Here is a 16,034-nt window from a genome sequence, read left to right as displayed (position 1 = left end):
TGGACTCTCCGTGTGACCCGATGGGGTACTTCCCTGCCAGAGCGGCGCTTGCTAGCCACTTCAGGCGGAACTATGTCGATGATCTCTTGACGTTTTTGACGTCAATATTCCGTCTATAACTTTTTGGAATTGCCTGACTGCCAAACTATTGACCTTATACATGCCATCCTAAACAATCGGCAATGTAATGTCACATTGATATTTGTACCTTAGCCAAGCGTTTCCTGAGGACAAATGTCTTACATCATCAAAAAGGTGTTAAGCCATCAGTCTTAGCACTTTTTCATACACCTCAGCAGCCGTAAATCATGCGGTGCGACCGTCTTACTCGGCAATGTCAGCGTTACTGGCGTCAATATCCAGATCACTGTCAATCGCCGGGACACTGATTGCCAAATAAGCACAAACCTTGCCGGAATGCGGCCAGGCAGAGGTCGATAGCCAGCCAGAGCCGGGGCGCTTGCTCGCTCAAGGCCCACCAGGCTTTCAGCGCTGCGCGAGTCACAAGCAGCGATGTGTCGCAAATCAATGAGATGACGTACGAGTGCGTGAATAATGGTATCCCGATCATTGAAAATCGCTTGCGGATATTGAATGCAAGAAGGCAAGGATCCGCGCTCTATAGATGAATTCTGACTAACAAGCCACAGATATGCGCCAACAAACCAGCGCCTGTTTACTGACAGTGACTAAGCTGGAACCCAAAGCCCTTGCATGCCTTGGCTGAGTGGCAGGCTATGCTGCAACAAGCCGGATGATGGCTGGATCAAAAATGAAACAATCATTGCCCCGCTAAGTCTGGTGAAAATGAAGCACGTAGAATTGTTTACTCAACACCGATTCAAGGCGAACATTGGCCAGCTGCTCCAGCACCAGGGCGTGATAACCCTTATCAGCACAGCTTTGCAGCACCAAAGAAAGCCAGGGTGAGCCGGCCTGACCTTAACGACGGCACACCCACCCCACCCACCACAAGGATGAAGAGAGCGCCGCGTGGAATCCGAAGTCAGTCGAGTCCAACTCAGCCACGATCCACGCAGTCAGCATGACGATCCCCTGCTGGATAGTCTGCTGAGCCTGTGTGTCCTGCACCAGAAGCCCGCCAGCCGGGTCATGCTGACAACAGGCCTACCGCTACCCGCCCAGCGCCTGAGCCCTGAACTGCTGCCGCGCGCCGCGGCCCGGGCTGGCCTGCAGGGGCGCCTGCTTCAGCGAAAGTTGGAGCAGATCCCGAGTATCGCCATGCCGGCCATGCTGCTGCTCAAGGAGGGCCGTAGCGCCGTCCTGCTCGGCTGGGAGAACGATGACACCGCGCGCCTGCTACTCAGCGAGAGCGACGGTGGCGAGGTGCACGTCAGCCGCGAAGCACTGCTAAGCGACTACAGCGGCCGCGTGTTCTTCGCGCAGCCGCAGCACAAGTTCGATGTCAACCACGGCAACCTCATCCCACGAGCGAAGTCGTGGTTCCGCGACACCCTGCTGCGCAGCAAGTGGTTGTATATCGACGCCATCGCCGCCAGCCTGGTGATCAACCTGATCGCCTTGGCCGCGCCGCTGTTCGTGATGAACGTGTATGACCGGGTGGTGCCAAACCAGGCCACCTCGACGCTCTGGGTATTGGCCATCGGTATCGCCGGCGCGTATATCTTCGACCTGATCCTCAAAGGCCTTCGCGGCCTGTGCCTGGACCTGGCAGGCAAGAAGACCGACCTGATCATCTCGGCAACGCTGTTTGAACGTATCGTCGGCATGTCGATGAAGTACCGGCCGGCGCGGGTCGGCAGCTTTGCCCAGAACATTCACGAGTTCCAGGGCCTGCGCGACTTCCTCGCCTCGCTGACCCTGACCAGCCTGATCGACCTGCCCTTTACCATACTGATTTTGATCGTCATCGCCATCATTGGCGGGCACCTGGTGTGGATACCGATCATCGCCTTCCCGCTGGCTCTGGGCATCGGCTACGCCCTGCAGCGGCCACTGATGGCGACCATGGAGCGGACCATGGCTTTGGCATCAGAGCGCCAGTCCAGCCTGATCGAAACCCTCGCCGGCCTGGATGCGGTAAAGGTCAACAACGCCGAGAGCGAACGCCAGTACATGTGGGAACAGACGCTCGGCACCCTAAGCCGCCTGGAGCTGCGGGTGAAGGTGCTGTCGAGCCTGGCGATGAACATCACCCTGCTGATCCAGCAACTGGCCGGCGTGGCAATGATCTGCGTCGGCGTGTACCTGATCATCGATGGCAACCTCAGCATGGGCGGCCTGGTGGCTTGCTACATGCTCAGCGGCCGCGCCCTCGGCCCGTTGGGCCAGCTCAATGGCCTGCTGGCCCGCTACCAGCAAGCCAAGGTAACCATGGTCTCCACCGACCACATGATGGATCTGCCGCAAGAGCGCAACTTCGAAGAACGCCCGCTGAGCCGCAAGGTGCTACAGGGCAGCGTCGAGTTCCGCGGTGTCGACTTCACTTATCCGAACCAGCAGAACCTGGCCCTGAAGAATATCAACCTGACCATTCGCCCTGGCGAGAAGGTCGGCATCATCGGTCGCAGCGGCTCGGGCAAGAGCTCGCTGGCCAAGCTCATTGTCGGCCTGTACGAGGCCGATGGTGGCTCGCTGCTGGTCGATGGCGTCGACATTCGCCAGATTGATGTCAGCGAACTGCGCCACAACATCGGCTACGTCCCACAGGACATCCAGCTGCTGGCCGGCACCTTGCGTGACAACCTGGTCAGCGGCGCCCGCTACATCGAGGACGAATTGATCCTGCAGGCCGCTGAACTGGCGGGCGTACATGAATTCGCCCGGCTGCACCCCGACGGCTACGAGCTGCAAGTGGGTGAACGCGGGCAGAACCTGTCCGGCGGCCAGCGGCAGAACGTCGCCTTGGGCCGTGCGCTGCTGCTCAACCCGCAGATCCTGCTGCTGGACGAGCCGACCAGCGCCATGGACAACACCGGTGAAGAACGCCTCAAGCAGCGCCTGCAAGCGGTGGTGGAGGGCAAGACGGTACTGCTGGTCACGCACCGTGCCTCGTTGCTGTCGCTGGTAGACCGGCTGATCGTGATCGATCGCGGGCAGATTGTCGCCGACGGCCCGAAAGCCGCGGTCATGGATGCACTGAAGAAGGGGCAGATCAGTGTTGCATAAGCTGGATATGGGGCAGTTCAAGGACGGCCTGCGGCGCTATTTCAAAGGCAGCGACTCGCTTGGCGGCCAGCCGCTGCCCGAGGTAAACAAAGCCCTGATCGAAGATGCACCGCGGGTGGTGCGGCTGACCATCTGGGGCGTGATCCTGTTCTTCGTGTTCTTGATTGTATGGGCCAGCGTTGCGCCCATCGACGAAGTTACGCGGGGTGAAGGCAAGGCCATTCCGTCTTCCAAGGTGCAGAAGATCCAGAACCTGGAGGGCGGCATCGTCGCCGAAATCTTCGCCAAGGAGGGGCAGATCGTCGAAGTGGGCCAGCCATTGCTGCGCCTGGATGAAACCCGCTTCGCCTCCAACGTTGGTGAAACCGAGGCTGACCGCCTGGCCATGGCCCTGCGAGTCGAACGTTTGAGTGCCGAGGTAGAGGACCGCCCGCTGATTATCGACGAAAAGCTGCGTAAAGCCGCGCCAAACCAGGCGGCCAGTGAAGAGTCGCTGTACCAGAGCCGGCGCCAGCAACTGCAGGACGAAATTGGCGGCCTGCAGCAGCAGTTGGTCCAACGCCAGCAGGAGCTGCGCGAATACAGCTCCAAACGCACCCAGTACGCCAACAGCCTTGAGCTGCTGCGCAAGGAAATCAGCATGTCCGAACCGCTGGTGGCAACCGGCGCGATTTCCCAGGTTGAAGTGCTGCGCCTGCGCCGTGCTGAAGTGGAAAACCGCGGTCAGCTGGATTCCACTGCGCTGGCGATCCCGCGCGCAGAGGCGGCGATCCGCGAGGTGCAAAGCAAGATCGAAGAGACACGTGGCAAGTTCCGAAGCGAAGCGCTGACCCAGCTGAACGAGGCACGCACCGAACTGAACAAGGCTACCGCCACCAGCAAGGCGCTGGACGACCGGGTGAACCGCACACTGGTCACTTCGCCCGTGCGCGGTATCGTCAAGCAACTGCTGGTGAACACAATTGGTGGTGTGATCCAGCCAGGCAGCGATATCCTCGAAGTCGTGCCACTGGACGACACGCTGGTCATCGAGGCGAAGATTTTGCCCAAAGACATCGCCTTCCTGCACCCTGGCCAGGAAGCGACGGTCAAGTTCACCGCGTATGACTACACCATCTACGGTGGGCTAAAGGCCAAGCTGGAGCAGATTGGCGCCGACACCATTACCGATGAAGACAAGAAGACTACGTATTACCTGATCAAGCTGCGCACTGATCGCAGCCACCTGGGGACTGACGAGAAGCCACTGCTGATCATTCCGGGGATGGTGGCGACGGTGGACATCATGACAGGCAAGAAAACCATCATGAGCTACCTGCTCAAGCCGATCATGAAAGCGCGTTCGGAAGCGCTGCGGGAGCGGTGATAGCCAACCTGCAGGTTTCGCCATTGCTTTAGGAGCGGCCTCATGTCGCGACAAGGCTGTACAAGCAGCCCTGCAAATCGCTACGTGAACCTGGGGGCCGCTACGCGGCCCTTTTGCGGCTCTAGCCCACGCCTACAGCGGCACGCGGGAGGCCATTCAGCGCCAAGGCGCAGGCTCACCCACCAGTTGCCCCTGAATCCCGCCTACTCCCATCTCCAGCAACACCAACCGCTCTCCTTCCGTCTCGACTCGCTCGGCAATCAGCGGCAGGTCGATGCTATGCGCCGCACGCTGGATCGCTTCGATGAACAGCCGCTTGTGCTGCTCATGATCGATGTTGCGGATGTAACTGCCGTCAATCTTCAGGTACGCCAGGCCCAAATGCGCCAGGTTGCCAATCATGCTGAAGCGCCCACCGAAGCGTTGCAAAGCCAACCCGAAGCCAAGCCCATGCAGGCGCCGGGTGAGTTGCTCCAACGCGGCCTGCTCAGGCAACTGCTCCTCGCCAATTTCAAAAACCAGCCGCGGACCGAGCGCCGCATTCTGGCCCAGCAGCTCGAAAACGCGCTGAAGGGCCTTGGGGTCGGCCAGGGTGGCGGCGGACAGGTTCAACGCCAGCACCTGGTCATGCCCTCGCAGGTGCGCCAACACTTTCTCCAGCACCAGCACATCCAGCCGCGGCATCCAGCCGAAGCGCTCCAGCCAAGGCAGGAAGCGGCCCGCCGGCAAGGCCTCGCCCTGGCCATCGCGCAAACGCGAAATAACTTTGTGGTGCAGTACCCGTTGCGAGGAAGCGCACTCCATCACTGGCTGGAAGAACAACTCGAAATGCCCATTGATGAACGCCTGGTCGAGCCGTTCGTGCCAGGCATGCTGGCTATCTGCAGCAACCGCAGCAACACCTTGCTCAAGGCATACCCAGCCCGGCGTTGGCTGGTTCTCAGCCCGGGCCAGAGCCTCGTCGGCAAGCTTCAGCAATGCCTGGGGTGAATCACCAGGGCTGAATGGCGCCAGGCCTATACAAGCCACTGGGTCGATATCACTGGCCCCCGTTTCGTGCAGGCTCTGCAACGTTGCCTCCAGAGCCTGGGCAAGGTGTACTGCCTCCTCATGCACCATGCCCGGTGCCAGCACTGCAAACTCGCCGCCGCGGCTGCGGGAAATGAGGTCGTTGGTTTCCGGGTAGCTGGCACAAGTACGACGCAGCTGTTCACCTACCGCTTGCAACAACTGGTCGGTACGCTGGCCGCCAAGGCGGGCGTTCAGGCCAGCCAGGCCCTGAACCCGCAGCAACAGCAGGTAGCCGGCGCGCGCGTCTTCCAGGTTGCTTACCCGATTGTTCAGCTGCATTTCAAAATAGCGGCGGTTCGACAGCCCGGTCAGGCTGTCCTGGTAGGACTCCGCACGTAGCCGCTCACTGCGCTCGGCCTGCTCGGTGAACAGGGCTTTGAGTTTCTCGACCATCTGGTTCATCGCTTGCACTACGCGGCGTAGCTCCGGCGTGCGTGGCAACTCTGGCAGGCTGAGGAATTCGCGGCGGGCAATAGCGTGGGATTGCTCGACCATGTAGTCCAGCGGCCTCAACTGGCGGCGCAACAGCAAAGCACCGAGCACGGCACTGGCCGCACCGCACAACAGCAACCAACCCAGGCTGCCCAAGGCGCTTTGCCAAAGCTTGGCAATGGCGAACATCGGGTGGCTGATCACTTCAACGCGCGCGGCCTGCTGCCAGCCACGACTGACGATTGCATCGCCGCCGGCGGCCTCAAGGCCGATCAGGCGCACGAACCAAAGCGGCACACCGCCAGGGTCTGGCTCGGCGTGACGCTCCACCAGCACGGCGTTGGAACCCAGGTCGACGACCTTGATGCTTGCATAGTAACCACTGTCGAAAATCGAGCTGACCATCAGCTCGACCATCGCTGGGTCGTCGATATTCGGCGTCAGCGAAAGCGCCAGCGCGGTGGCCGCATCCTGGGCGTGCGAGCGCAGCTGGTTGACGTACTGGCTGCGCGAGCTTTCCAGGCTGACCATGAAACTGCCACTGAAGGCGACCACCAGGAACAGGCAAATGGCCAACAGCAATTGTTTGAACAGTGACATCTGTGCTCCTTCAGTAAACCGGCTCGGCCGGGAACCCTTCGGCCTGCATTTTCTTCAACAAATCCTGCCAGCGTGACAGCCGCTTGGTATCACCAACCTTCTTGTTCCCTGCCGCGCCCGTCAGCCACAACCCCTCGCCATTGAAGGCGTACACCGGCAGCAGGTCGGTACGCTGGCTTGCCGGCTTTATGGCATCCATCAGACTGTCCAGCACCAAAGGTTGGGCCTGTGGGCTTGAATAATAGGTCAGGACCATGTGTGCCCGGTTCTGCCGCAGCGCCTTGACGTAGGTGATGCGCAGTTTCTCGCTGGGGATTCCCATGCGCCGTAGACTGAAATATTTGGCGATGGCGTAATCCTCGCAGTCCCCTGCACCTTTGATCAGTGCCTGCACAGGTGTGGCCCAGTAGTCGACCTCATGCCACAGATCGATATCCTCGACATAACGCAATTGCTGGTTGAAGAAGCGGTTGACCACTTGCAACCGTTCAAGCTCAGTACCCTGCTTCTGCGTGGCCATCAGGCTCTGCCAAGCATCGATGCGACCCTGCCCGGCACCTAGTGGGCCGTACAGAGCCTGCGACTTGCGGCTGATCTGGGAGAAATCCCAATCCGCGTGCAAGCCGCCCAGCAGAAGACTGCCCAGCAGCGCGGCAAAGCCGACATATCGCACTACGGTTTTGAGCAACCAGGATATCGCCACTGCGAAGCCCTGTTCAGACCAGTCGAAAGCAGCGATGGTGGGGCTTGCCACCGCAAAAGACAATGGCACCCTGCAATCACGCACCCGGCTGTCAGCCCGCCTATACTTTCTGCTTACATCTTTCTATAGGCAGCTTCCTTTGACGTGCGACTTCCTCCACCATAGCCGCGCTTTTGGGGCGCCCGTACCAGTGTGGGTGCAGGTTTGACACACTCACAAGCTGTTACTAGTTTAATTGGATCCAATATAGTCATCGTTGAGGCAGGCGTCGCGTGGCCAAGAAAATCAAATTGAGCAATGTGCTGGCCAGCGAGCAGTTGTTGCCGCATCAGGCCCGTGGCGTGATCGAAGAACGCCTGCGCAGCGCCATTCTCGATGGTCGCTTGCCGCCTGGTACTGCAGTTCGCCAACAAGAGCTCGCCACCTTGTACGGCGTCAGTCGCATGCCCGTGCGCGAGGCCCTGCGCCAGCTCGAAGCGCAATCCCTGTTGAAAGTGGAGATGCACAAGGGCGCCGTCGTTGCACCGCTGATCGGCGAGGATGCAGTGGACACCTATGCCCTTCGCGTATTGCTCGAGAGCGAGGCGCTGCGCCAGTCTATCCCGCTGCTTGATGCCAGCGACATCGCCAGCGCCCGCGGGTATATCCAGCAACTGGAGAACGAGACCAGCCACACCGAAATTGGCCGCCTCAACCGCCTGCTCCACATGGCGCTGTACAGCAAGGCGCCGAACAAGAAACTACTGCGCCTTATCGAGAACGAACTGAACGAGGAAGAACGCTTCCTGCGCTTCCATCTTTCGTCCATGGGCCTGGGCAAGCTCACTCAGGACGATCACAACGCACTGGTAGATGCAGCCAGCGACAAGCTGGTGGACGAAGCGGTAGCGGTGCTGGAACGGCACCTCAATGGCGGGGCGCGGGTGATCCGTAATTACCTGGATACGCAATTGGGGCGTTAGCCCATTACCGGCTTTACGCGTTAATTGATGGGTTGCAAATTAATCTTGCTCCGCCAACAATGAGACTAATTATCATTAACGTCCATTGATGCCGGCGCCCTCCTCCATGCCCAGCAACGATTCCGTGCAAACGCTCTACAGTGACCACCACGGCTGGTTGCATACCTGGCTGCGTAGCAAGCTCGGCAACGCAGCCGATGCGGCTGACCTCGCCCAGGATACCTTCGTCCGCTTGCTACAGCGTCGTGAACAATTGCAGCTGAATGCTCCCAGGGCCTTCCTGCGCACGGTAGCGCGTGGGTTGGTGATCGATCATTGGCGCCGCGAGGAACTGCACAGGGCCTACCTGGAGGCTTTGGCCCATGTGCCGGAAGCACTGGTCCCCTCAGTCGAGACCCGCGAGCTGCTGCTGGAATTGCTTGAACGTATTGCACGCATGCTCGACGGCCTCAAACCCAAGGTACGTCGCGCATTCCTGCTGGCTCAATGCGAGGGGCTGAAGCATCAGGCCATCGCCGAACAGATGGGTATCTCCGTGCGCACCGTTGAGCGCTACATCGCCGATGCGCTCTATCACTGCTACGTGCTGCGCTATGAAGACGACTGCTGATTCCATGACCGTCGCACGCCCTGATCCAAAAACGGTCAGGCAGGCCATTCAGTGGATGCTGCGGCTACGTGAGAGCGGGCACGATCCAGCTCTGCAACAACAGTGCGCGCAATGGCGCAGCAGCCACCACGAAAACGAACAGGCCTGGCAGCGTATGGTTCACCTTCATAAGGACCTCGACCTGCGCGCTATCCCGGGTGCCGGGCTGGCATTGCAGACACTGGAAACCAGCCAGCAGCGCCTGCGCCGTCGACAGGCGCTGAAGCTGCTTGGCGGCGTTGTCATGGCAGGATCTGCGAGCTGGCTGGCCAAAGACCTCGATACTGTGAGTGCCTGGACGTCAGACTATGCCACCGGCACGGGCGAGCGACGCGTCTTCACCCTGCCCGATGGCTCACTGATGCAACTCAATACCTGCAGTGCCGTGGACCTGGCCTTCCATGATCAACAGCGCCTGGTCCGCCTGAAGCATGGGGAATTGATGATCAACTGCAACCCCCGGAATCCCCTGCTGGTACAAACCCGCGACGCGCTGCTTGAAGGCTTCGAAGGACGCTTTGTGGCCTATCAGGATAGCGACTACACACGTGTCAGCGTCAGCCACGGCAAAGTGGCGATACACCGGCCTGGTGCTGGCCAACTTCAGTGGATCGAAGGTGGCCAGAACTGGCGCCTGGATGCTCAAGGTGCGCACCGGCTCGCGCACATGGACATGGATGCGATGGCCTGGACTGAAGGGTTGATCGTCACTCAGGACATGCGCCTCTCCAACTTCCTCGCGCAGGTCAGCCGCTATCGCCATGGTTACCTGGGCTGCAGCAATGATATTGCCGACCTGCGCCTGTCGGGGGTGTTCCGCCTCGAAGACCCGGAGCAACTGCTTCGGCTGCTACCGCAGACGTTGCCCGTACGACTTCGTCGACGTACACGCTGGTGGGTGCATGTAGAGAGCATCACCTGATAAGGCGTTATCGATTTCTGGCGGGTTTTGAATCCAGGTCCGGCTAGGACAGTAAGCAACACTTTCTGCCCTCGACACTTTAACGGACCCTTCATGTCTACCAACCCGGTGTTAACCCACACTTTCAGCCCGAATGATTTTCGTCCAGTCCTGCAATCAGCTCACTTGCGCCATGCCATCCGGGCTGTTCTGTTTGGTACCGCCCTGGGCCTGGCAACTGTTCCGCAACTTTCCGTTGCGGCCGACACAGCCGAAGTGAGCCAACACTATGCAATACCAGCTGGCGAACTGACCGACGTGCTCAACACAATCGCTCGCCAGGCCGGGATCACCCTATCGAGCACGCCTCAGCTGACCGATGGCCTGCATTCCAACGGACTGCAGGGGCAGTACACAGCCGATCAGGCGCTGCGCCAGTTGCTAAATGGCAGCGGACTGGAAGCCGTCAGCCAGGGGGGACGTAACTATGTGCTGCAGGCACAGCGTCAGAACGCTGCCCTGGCATTGCCAGACACCGACATCCGTAGTTTCTCCCTCGGCAACGCACTGGGCAGCATGGAGGGTTACAACGCCACGCACAGCCAGGTGGCGACCAAGACCAGCATGCCCTTGGTGGAGACATCCCAATCGATCTCGGTGGTTACTCGCCAGCAAATGGATGATCAGGGCTCTCAGACCGTTGCCCAAGCCATGCGCTACACGCCTGGAGTACTGACCAACCCGTACGGTGCCACTCATCGCTATGACTATGTAGCCATGCGCGGCTTCAACGACGGTTCGGTGGACAACATCTACGTCGATGGGCTCAAGTCAATGGGAGACAACGGCACCTACAGCACAATGCAGGTAGACCCATACTTCCTTGAGCGCATCGACATTCTCAAGGGACCATCTTCGGTACTGTACGGGCGAAGCTCGCCGGGTGGCCTGGTAGCCCTGACCACCAAGAAGCCACTCTTTGCCCCTTACCATCAGGTTCAGGCCACGGTAGGTACTCAGGGCCAGCGTGGCGTGGGCTTCGACTTCAGTGGTCCTGTGGATGACGACAAACGCATTGCGTATCGCCTGACGGGTTTGGCGGATGCTTCCGACACTCAGTTCGACCACAACAAGGAAGAACGTTACGCCATCGCCCCTGCTATCAGTGTCGACTTCACCGAAGACACCTCACTCACGCTGCAGGCCTATTTGCAGCACGACCCTGACGGTGGGTACCACGGCGGCAACCCTGCAGACGGCATGCTGCACAAGCGCAACGGTTTTCGCCTGTCAGACCATTTCTTCGAAGGCGAGCCGAGCATCGACAACTACGAGCGCACGCAGCAATCCTTCAGTTACCAGTTTGAGCACCGCTTCAATGATGTTTTCACCGCGCGGCAGAACTTCCGTTATCAGGATTCCGACGTGTCGATGGACCAGGTGTACGCCGCCGGCTGGGCAGATGTTGACAGCAACATGCTAAACCGCGCCTATACCGGCGGCGACGAGCGTCTGCATTCATACATCATTGATAACATGCTGCAGGCAGAGTTTTTTACTGGGGCCGCCAAGCACACCCTGCTCTTGGGGGCTGACTACCAGCGGCGCAAAGCCGACGTGACATGGCGTTATGGCACCGTCGACCCGCTGGATGCTGGCAATCCTCAGTACGGCAATGGCAACCTTCAGGTACTGGGCGAGAACCGCTACCAGCGGCGTTTGCAACAAACGGGTGTGTACCTGCAGGATCTGGTGGAGCTGGACCAGTGGCGCTTTTCCTTGGGACTGCGCCAGGACTGGGTGAAGGTGTCCGAAGAGAACCGTGACAGCGACAGCAAGGTCAGTGATCAACGCTCCAGGTTCACCTCCCGGGCTGGAGTGCTCTACCTGTTCGAGAACGGCATTGCGCCCTACATCAGCTACTCGGAGTCGTTCAACCCGAACACCGTGTCCGACCAGCAAGGTCGGCCGCTGGCACCGACGGAGGGCACTCAGTGGGAAGCCGGCATCAAATATCAGCCACCAGGGAGCGACAACCTGTTCACCGCATCGGTGTTCCGCATCGAGCAGGAGAATTTGGCGTCTAAACAGCCTGACGAAGACTTCTACCGCCCTGTCGGTGAAGTCCGCTCGCAAGGGCTGGAGCTGGAGGCCCATGTGCAACTGACCGACAGCCTCAAACTGCTGGGTGGCTATACCTTCACCGATATCGAGTATTCGAAGTCAATGCCGAGCCTTGTGTCGGGCAACTTGGACAACAAGGGTAATTCGCCGACTCAGGCGCCGAAACAGATGCTCTCGCTGTGGGCCGACTATAACTTCCGCCAGGGGGCACTGGATGGCCTGCGGCTGGGCGGTGGGGTGCGATATGTGGGGTACAGCTGGGTCGATGCGGAAAACAGCATGAAGGTGCCTTCCTACACCCTGTTCGACGCCTCGATCGGCTATGACCTGGGCAAGGTCGGTCTTACGGGTGTGGATGTGCGCTTGAACGCCAACAACCTTACCAATGAAAGCTACATCACCTCATGTGCCAGCCTGAACTACTGCTACATGGGTGAAGAGCGCAATGTGAGCGCCACGGTCAGCTATCAGTTCTAACCGATATTGAAACCCGGAAAAGACAAAGCCCCTGTCTGCATCGCAGACAGGGGCTTTGGGTTTGAATCTTGACGATGACCTACTCTCACATGGGGAAACCCCACACTACCATCGGCGATGCATCGTTTCACTGCTGAGTTCGGGATGGGATCAGGTGGTTCCAATGCTCTATGGTCGTCAAGAAATTCTGTGTGCTGGCCCGTCCCTAGGACGTGCCTGCGAATCTCTGTAGTTCCTACTTAAAGACAAAACCCCTACCTGCATGCGCAGATAGGGGTTTTGCGAAATGAATCTTGACGATGACCTACTCTCACATGGGGAAACCCCACACTACCATCGGCGATGCATCGTTTCACTACTGAGTTCGGGATGGGATCAGGTGGTTCCAATGCTCTATGGTCGTCAAGAAATTCTGTTGCCAGAATGTCCAGATGGACAGCCCAGCGAATTCGGATATGCGATATTTGTGGTCTTACGAATTTTCGGGTCTTTCGTCTTCACCACCGCAATCTGCGTCAGCAAATTGCTTGGGTGTTATATGGTCAAGCCTCACGGGCAATTAGTATTGGTTAGCTCAACGCCTCACAGCGCTTACACACCCAACCTATCAACGTCGTAGTCTTCGACGGCCCTTTAGGGGATTCAAGATCCCAGTGAGATCTCATCTTGAGGCAAGTTTCCCGCTTAGATGCTTTCAGCGGTTATCTCTTCCGAACATAGCTACCCGGCAATGCCACTGGCGTGACAACCGGAACACCAGAGGTTCGTCCACTCCGGTCCTCTCGTACTAGGAGCAGCCCCTCTCAAATCTCAAACGTCCACGGCAGATAGGGACCGAACTGTCTCACGACGTTCTAAACCCAGCTCGCGTACCACTTTAAATGGCGAACAGCCATACCCTTGGGACCGGCTTCAGCCCCAGGATGTGATGAGCCGACATCGAGGTGCCAAACACCGCCGTCGATATGAACTCTTGGGCGGTATCAGCCTGTTATCCCCGGAGTACCTTTTATCCGTTGAGCGATGGCCCTTCCATACAGAACCACCGGATCACTAAGACCTACTTTCGTACCTGCTCGACGTGTTTGTCTCGCAGTCAAGCGCGCTTTTGCCTTTATACTCTACGACCGATTTCCGACCGGTCTGAGCGCACCTTCGTACTCCTCCGTTACTCTTTGGGAGGAGACCGCCCCAGTCAAACTACCCACCATACACTGTCCTCGATCCGGATAACGGACCTGAGTTAGAACCTCAAAGTTGCCAGGGTGGTATTTCAAGGATGGCTCCATGAGAACTGGCGTCCCCACTTCAAAGCCTCCCACCTATCCTACACAAGCAAATTCAAAGTCCAGTGCAAAGCTATAGTAAAGGTTCACGGGGTCTTTCCGTCTAGCCGCGGATACACTGCATCTTCACAGCGATTTCAATTTCACTGAGTCTCGGGTGGAGACAGCGCCGCCATCGTTACGCCATTCGTGCAGGTCGGAACTTACCCGACAAGGAATTTCGCTACCTTAGGACCGTTATAGTTACGGCCGCCGTTTACCGGGGCTTCGATCAAGAGCTTCGCTTGCGCTAACCCCATCAATTAACCTTCCGGCACCGGGCAGGCGTCACACCCTATACGTCCACTTTCGTGTTTGCAGAGTGCTGTGTTTTTAATAAACAGTCGCAGCGGCCTGGTATCTTCGACCGGCATGGGCTTACGGAGCAAGTCCTTCACCCTCGCCGGCGCACCTTCTCCCGAAGTTACGGTGCCATTTTGCCTAGTTCCTTCACCCGAGTTCTCTCAAGCGCCTTGGTATTCTCTACCTAACCACCTGTGTCGGTTTGGGGTACGGTTCCCAGTTATCTGAAGCTTAGGAGCTTTTCTTGGAAGCATGGTATCAACCACTTCGTCGCCTAAAGGCAACTCGTCATCAGCTCTCGGCCTTGAAATCCCGGATTTGCCTAAGATTTCAGCCTACCACCTTAAACCTGGACAACCAACGCCAGGCTGGCCTAACCTTCTCCGTCCCTCCATCGCAATAACTGGAAGTACAGGAATATTAACCTGTTTTCCATCGACTACGCTTTTCAGCCTCGCCTTAGGGACCGACTAACCCTGCGTCGATTAACGTTGCGCAGGAAACCTTGGTCTTTCGGCGTGCGAGTTTTTCACTCGCATTGTCGTTACTCATGTCAGCATTCGCACTTCTGATACCTCCAGCAAGCTTCTCAACTCACCTTCACAGGCTTACAGAACGCTCCTCTACCGCATCATCATAAGATGATACCCGTAGCTTCGGTGCATGGTTTGAGCCCCGTTACATCTTCCGCGCAGGCCGACTCGACTAGTGAGCTATTACGCTTTCTTTAAAGGGTGGCTGCTTCTAAGCCAACCTCCTAGCTGTCTAAGCCTTCCCACATCGTTTCCCACTTAACCATGACTTTGGGACCTTAGCTGACGGTCTGGGTTGTTTCCCTTTTCACGACGGACGTTAGCACCCGCCGTGTGTCTCCCATGCTCGGCACTTGTAGGTATTCGGAGTTTGCATCGGTTTGGTAAGTCGGGATGACCCCCTAGCCGAAACAGTGCTCTACCCCCTACAGTGATACATGAGGCGCTACCTAAATAGCTTTCGAGGAGAACCAGCTATCTCCGAGCTTGATTAGCCTTTCACTCCGATCCACAGGTCATCCGCTAACTTTTCAACGGTAGTCGGTTCGGTCCTCCAGTCAGTGTTACCTAACCTTCAACCTGCCCATGGATAGATCGCCCGGTTTCGGGTCTATACCCAGCGACTAAACGCCCTATTAAGACTCGCTTTCGCTACGCCTCCCCTATTCGGTTAAGCTCGCCACTGAATATAAGTCGCTGACCCATTATACAAAAGGTACGCAGTCACCTAACAAAGTAGGCTCCCACTGCTTGTACGCATACGGTTTCAGGTTCTATTTCACTCCCCTCTCCGGGGTTCTTTTCGCCTTTCCCTCACGGTACTGGTTCACTATCGGTCAGTCAGTAGTATTTAGCCTTGGAGGATGGTCCCCCCATATTCAGACAAAGTTTCTCGTGCTCCGTCCTACTCGATTTCATTGACAAGAGATTTTCGTGTACGGGGCTATCACCCACTATGGCCGCACTTTCCAGAGCGTTCCACTAATCTCAAATCAACTTAAGGGCTGGTCCCCGTTCGCTCGCCACTACTAAGGGAATCTCGGTTGATTTCTTTTCCTCAGGGTACTTAGATGTTTCAGTTCCCCTGGTTCGCCTCTTGCACCTATGTATTCAGTACAAGATAACCAGCTTGTGCTGGCTGGGTTCCCCCATTCAGAGATCTCTGGATCACAGTCTGTTTGCCGACTCCCCAAAGCTTATCGCAGGCTACCACGTCTTTCATCGCCTCTGACTGCCAAGGCATCCACCGTATGCGCTTCTTCACTTGACCATATAACCCCAAGCAATCTGGTTATACTGTGAAGACGACATTCGCCGAAAATTCGTACGTTGCTCTTTCGAGCAGAACTCACAAATTTTACCTTAGCCTGATCCACCAGCAGTGAAACTGGTGTTCAGTCTATATCTATCACATATCCGAATTTTTAAAGAACGATCT

The 16,034-nt window shown here is 57.7% G+C and carries 8 protein-coding genes and 3 rRNA genes; 6 read left to right on the top strand and 5 right to left on the bottom strand.

All coding sequences use genetic code 11. The features are described from left to right. The first annotated feature begins 993 nt into the window (after positions 1-993). Both ACI7M0_RS00675 and ACI7M0_RS00670 read left to right on the top strand, forming a co-directional pair. Positions 994-3,150, top strand: a complete 2,157-nt coding sequence (locus ACI7M0_RS00675; RefSeq protein ID WP_003256004.1) for a type I secretion system permease/ATPase — start codon at positions 994-996, stop codon at positions 3,148-3,150. Between the two features lie 7 nt (positions 3,151-3,157). Continuing rightward, positions 3,158-4,516 (top strand): HlyD family type I secretion periplasmic adaptor subunit, encoded by a 1,359-nt coding sequence (locus ACI7M0_RS00670; RefSeq protein WP_177413622.1) that lies wholly within the window; start codon positions 3,158-3,160, stop codon positions 4,514-4,516. A 156-nt stretch (positions 4,517-4,672) separates the two neighbouring features. Here the strand turns inward: ACI7M0_RS00670 and lapD are convergent, their stop codons facing one another. Both lapD and lapG read right to left on the bottom strand, forming a co-directional pair. After that, positions 4,673-6,619 carry a cyclic di-GMP receptor LapD gene (gene lapD, locus ACI7M0_RS00665; RefSeq protein WP_129933907.1) on the bottom strand — a complete coding sequence of 649 codons (1,947 nt, stop codon included), beginning with the start codon at positions 6,617-6,619 and terminating at the stop codon, positions 4,673-4,675. A gap of 10 nt (positions 6,620-6,629) precedes the next feature. Continuing rightward, entirely contained in the window at positions 6,630-7,391 is a 762-nt protein-coding gene (gene lapG, locus ACI7M0_RS00660) for a cysteine protease LapG (protein WP_011953175.1), read from the bottom strand. Positions 7,392-7,594: 203 nt separating this feature from the next. On the opposite strand from lapG, the gene ACI7M0_RS00655 reads away from it, so the two are divergent. The 4 genes from ACI7M0_RS00655 to ACI7M0_RS00640 all read left to right on the top strand — a co-directional run bounded on the left by ACI7M0_RS00655 (position 7,595) and on the right by ACI7M0_RS00640 (position 12,435). Further along, entirely contained in the window at positions 7,595-8,284 is a 690-nt protein-coding gene (locus tag ACI7M0_RS00655; protein ID WP_064492509.1) for a GntR family transcriptional regulator, read from the top strand. 106 nt (positions 8,285-8,390) lie between these two features. After that, positions 8,391-8,894: a sigma-70 family RNA polymerase sigma factor gene (locus tag ACI7M0_RS00650; RefSeq protein ID WP_014589285.1), complete on the top strand. Its 504-nt coding sequence runs from the start codon at positions 8,391-8,393 to the stop codon at positions 8,892-8,894. A 4-nt stretch (positions 8,895-8,898) separates the two neighbouring features. After that, positions 8,899-9,855 (top strand): FecR family protein, encoded by a 957-nt coding sequence (locus tag ACI7M0_RS00645; protein WP_104960565.1) that lies wholly within the window; start codon positions 8,899-8,901, stop codon positions 9,853-9,855. Between the two features lie 165 nt (positions 9,856-10,020). Continuing rightward, positions 10,021-12,435 (top strand): TonB-dependent siderophore receptor, encoded by a 2,415-nt coding sequence (locus tag ACI7M0_RS00640; protein WP_129933908.1) that lies wholly within the window; start codon positions 10,021-10,023, stop codon positions 12,433-12,435. Between the two features lie 66 nt (positions 12,436-12,501). On the opposite strand, the gene rrf (ACI7M0_RS00635) is transcribed toward ACI7M0_RS00640, so the two are convergent. The 3 genes from rrf (ACI7M0_RS00635) to ACI7M0_RS00625 form a co-directional block, all read right to left on the bottom strand. After that, positions 12,502-12,617, bottom strand: a 5S ribosomal RNA gene (rrf, locus tag ACI7M0_RS00635). 109 nt (positions 12,618-12,726) lie between these two features. Then, positions 12,727-12,842 (bottom strand): 5S ribosomal RNA (rrf, locus tag ACI7M0_RS00630). Between the two features lie 131 nt (positions 12,843-12,973). Beyond that, a 23S ribosomal RNA gene (locus ACI7M0_RS00625) occupies positions 12,974-15,866 on the bottom strand. Positions 15,867-16,034 lie beyond the last annotated feature (168 nt).

The sequence above is a fragment of the Pseudomonas sp. 10(2024) genome (genome assembly GCF_045164175.1).
Classification (GTDB): Bacteria; Pseudomonadota; Gammaproteobacteria; order Pseudomonadales; family Pseudomonadaceae; genus Aquipseudomonas; species Aquipseudomonas alloputida.
Note: the sequence above shows the minus strand (reverse complement) of the source record. Positions and strands in the feature narration are given on the sequence as shown.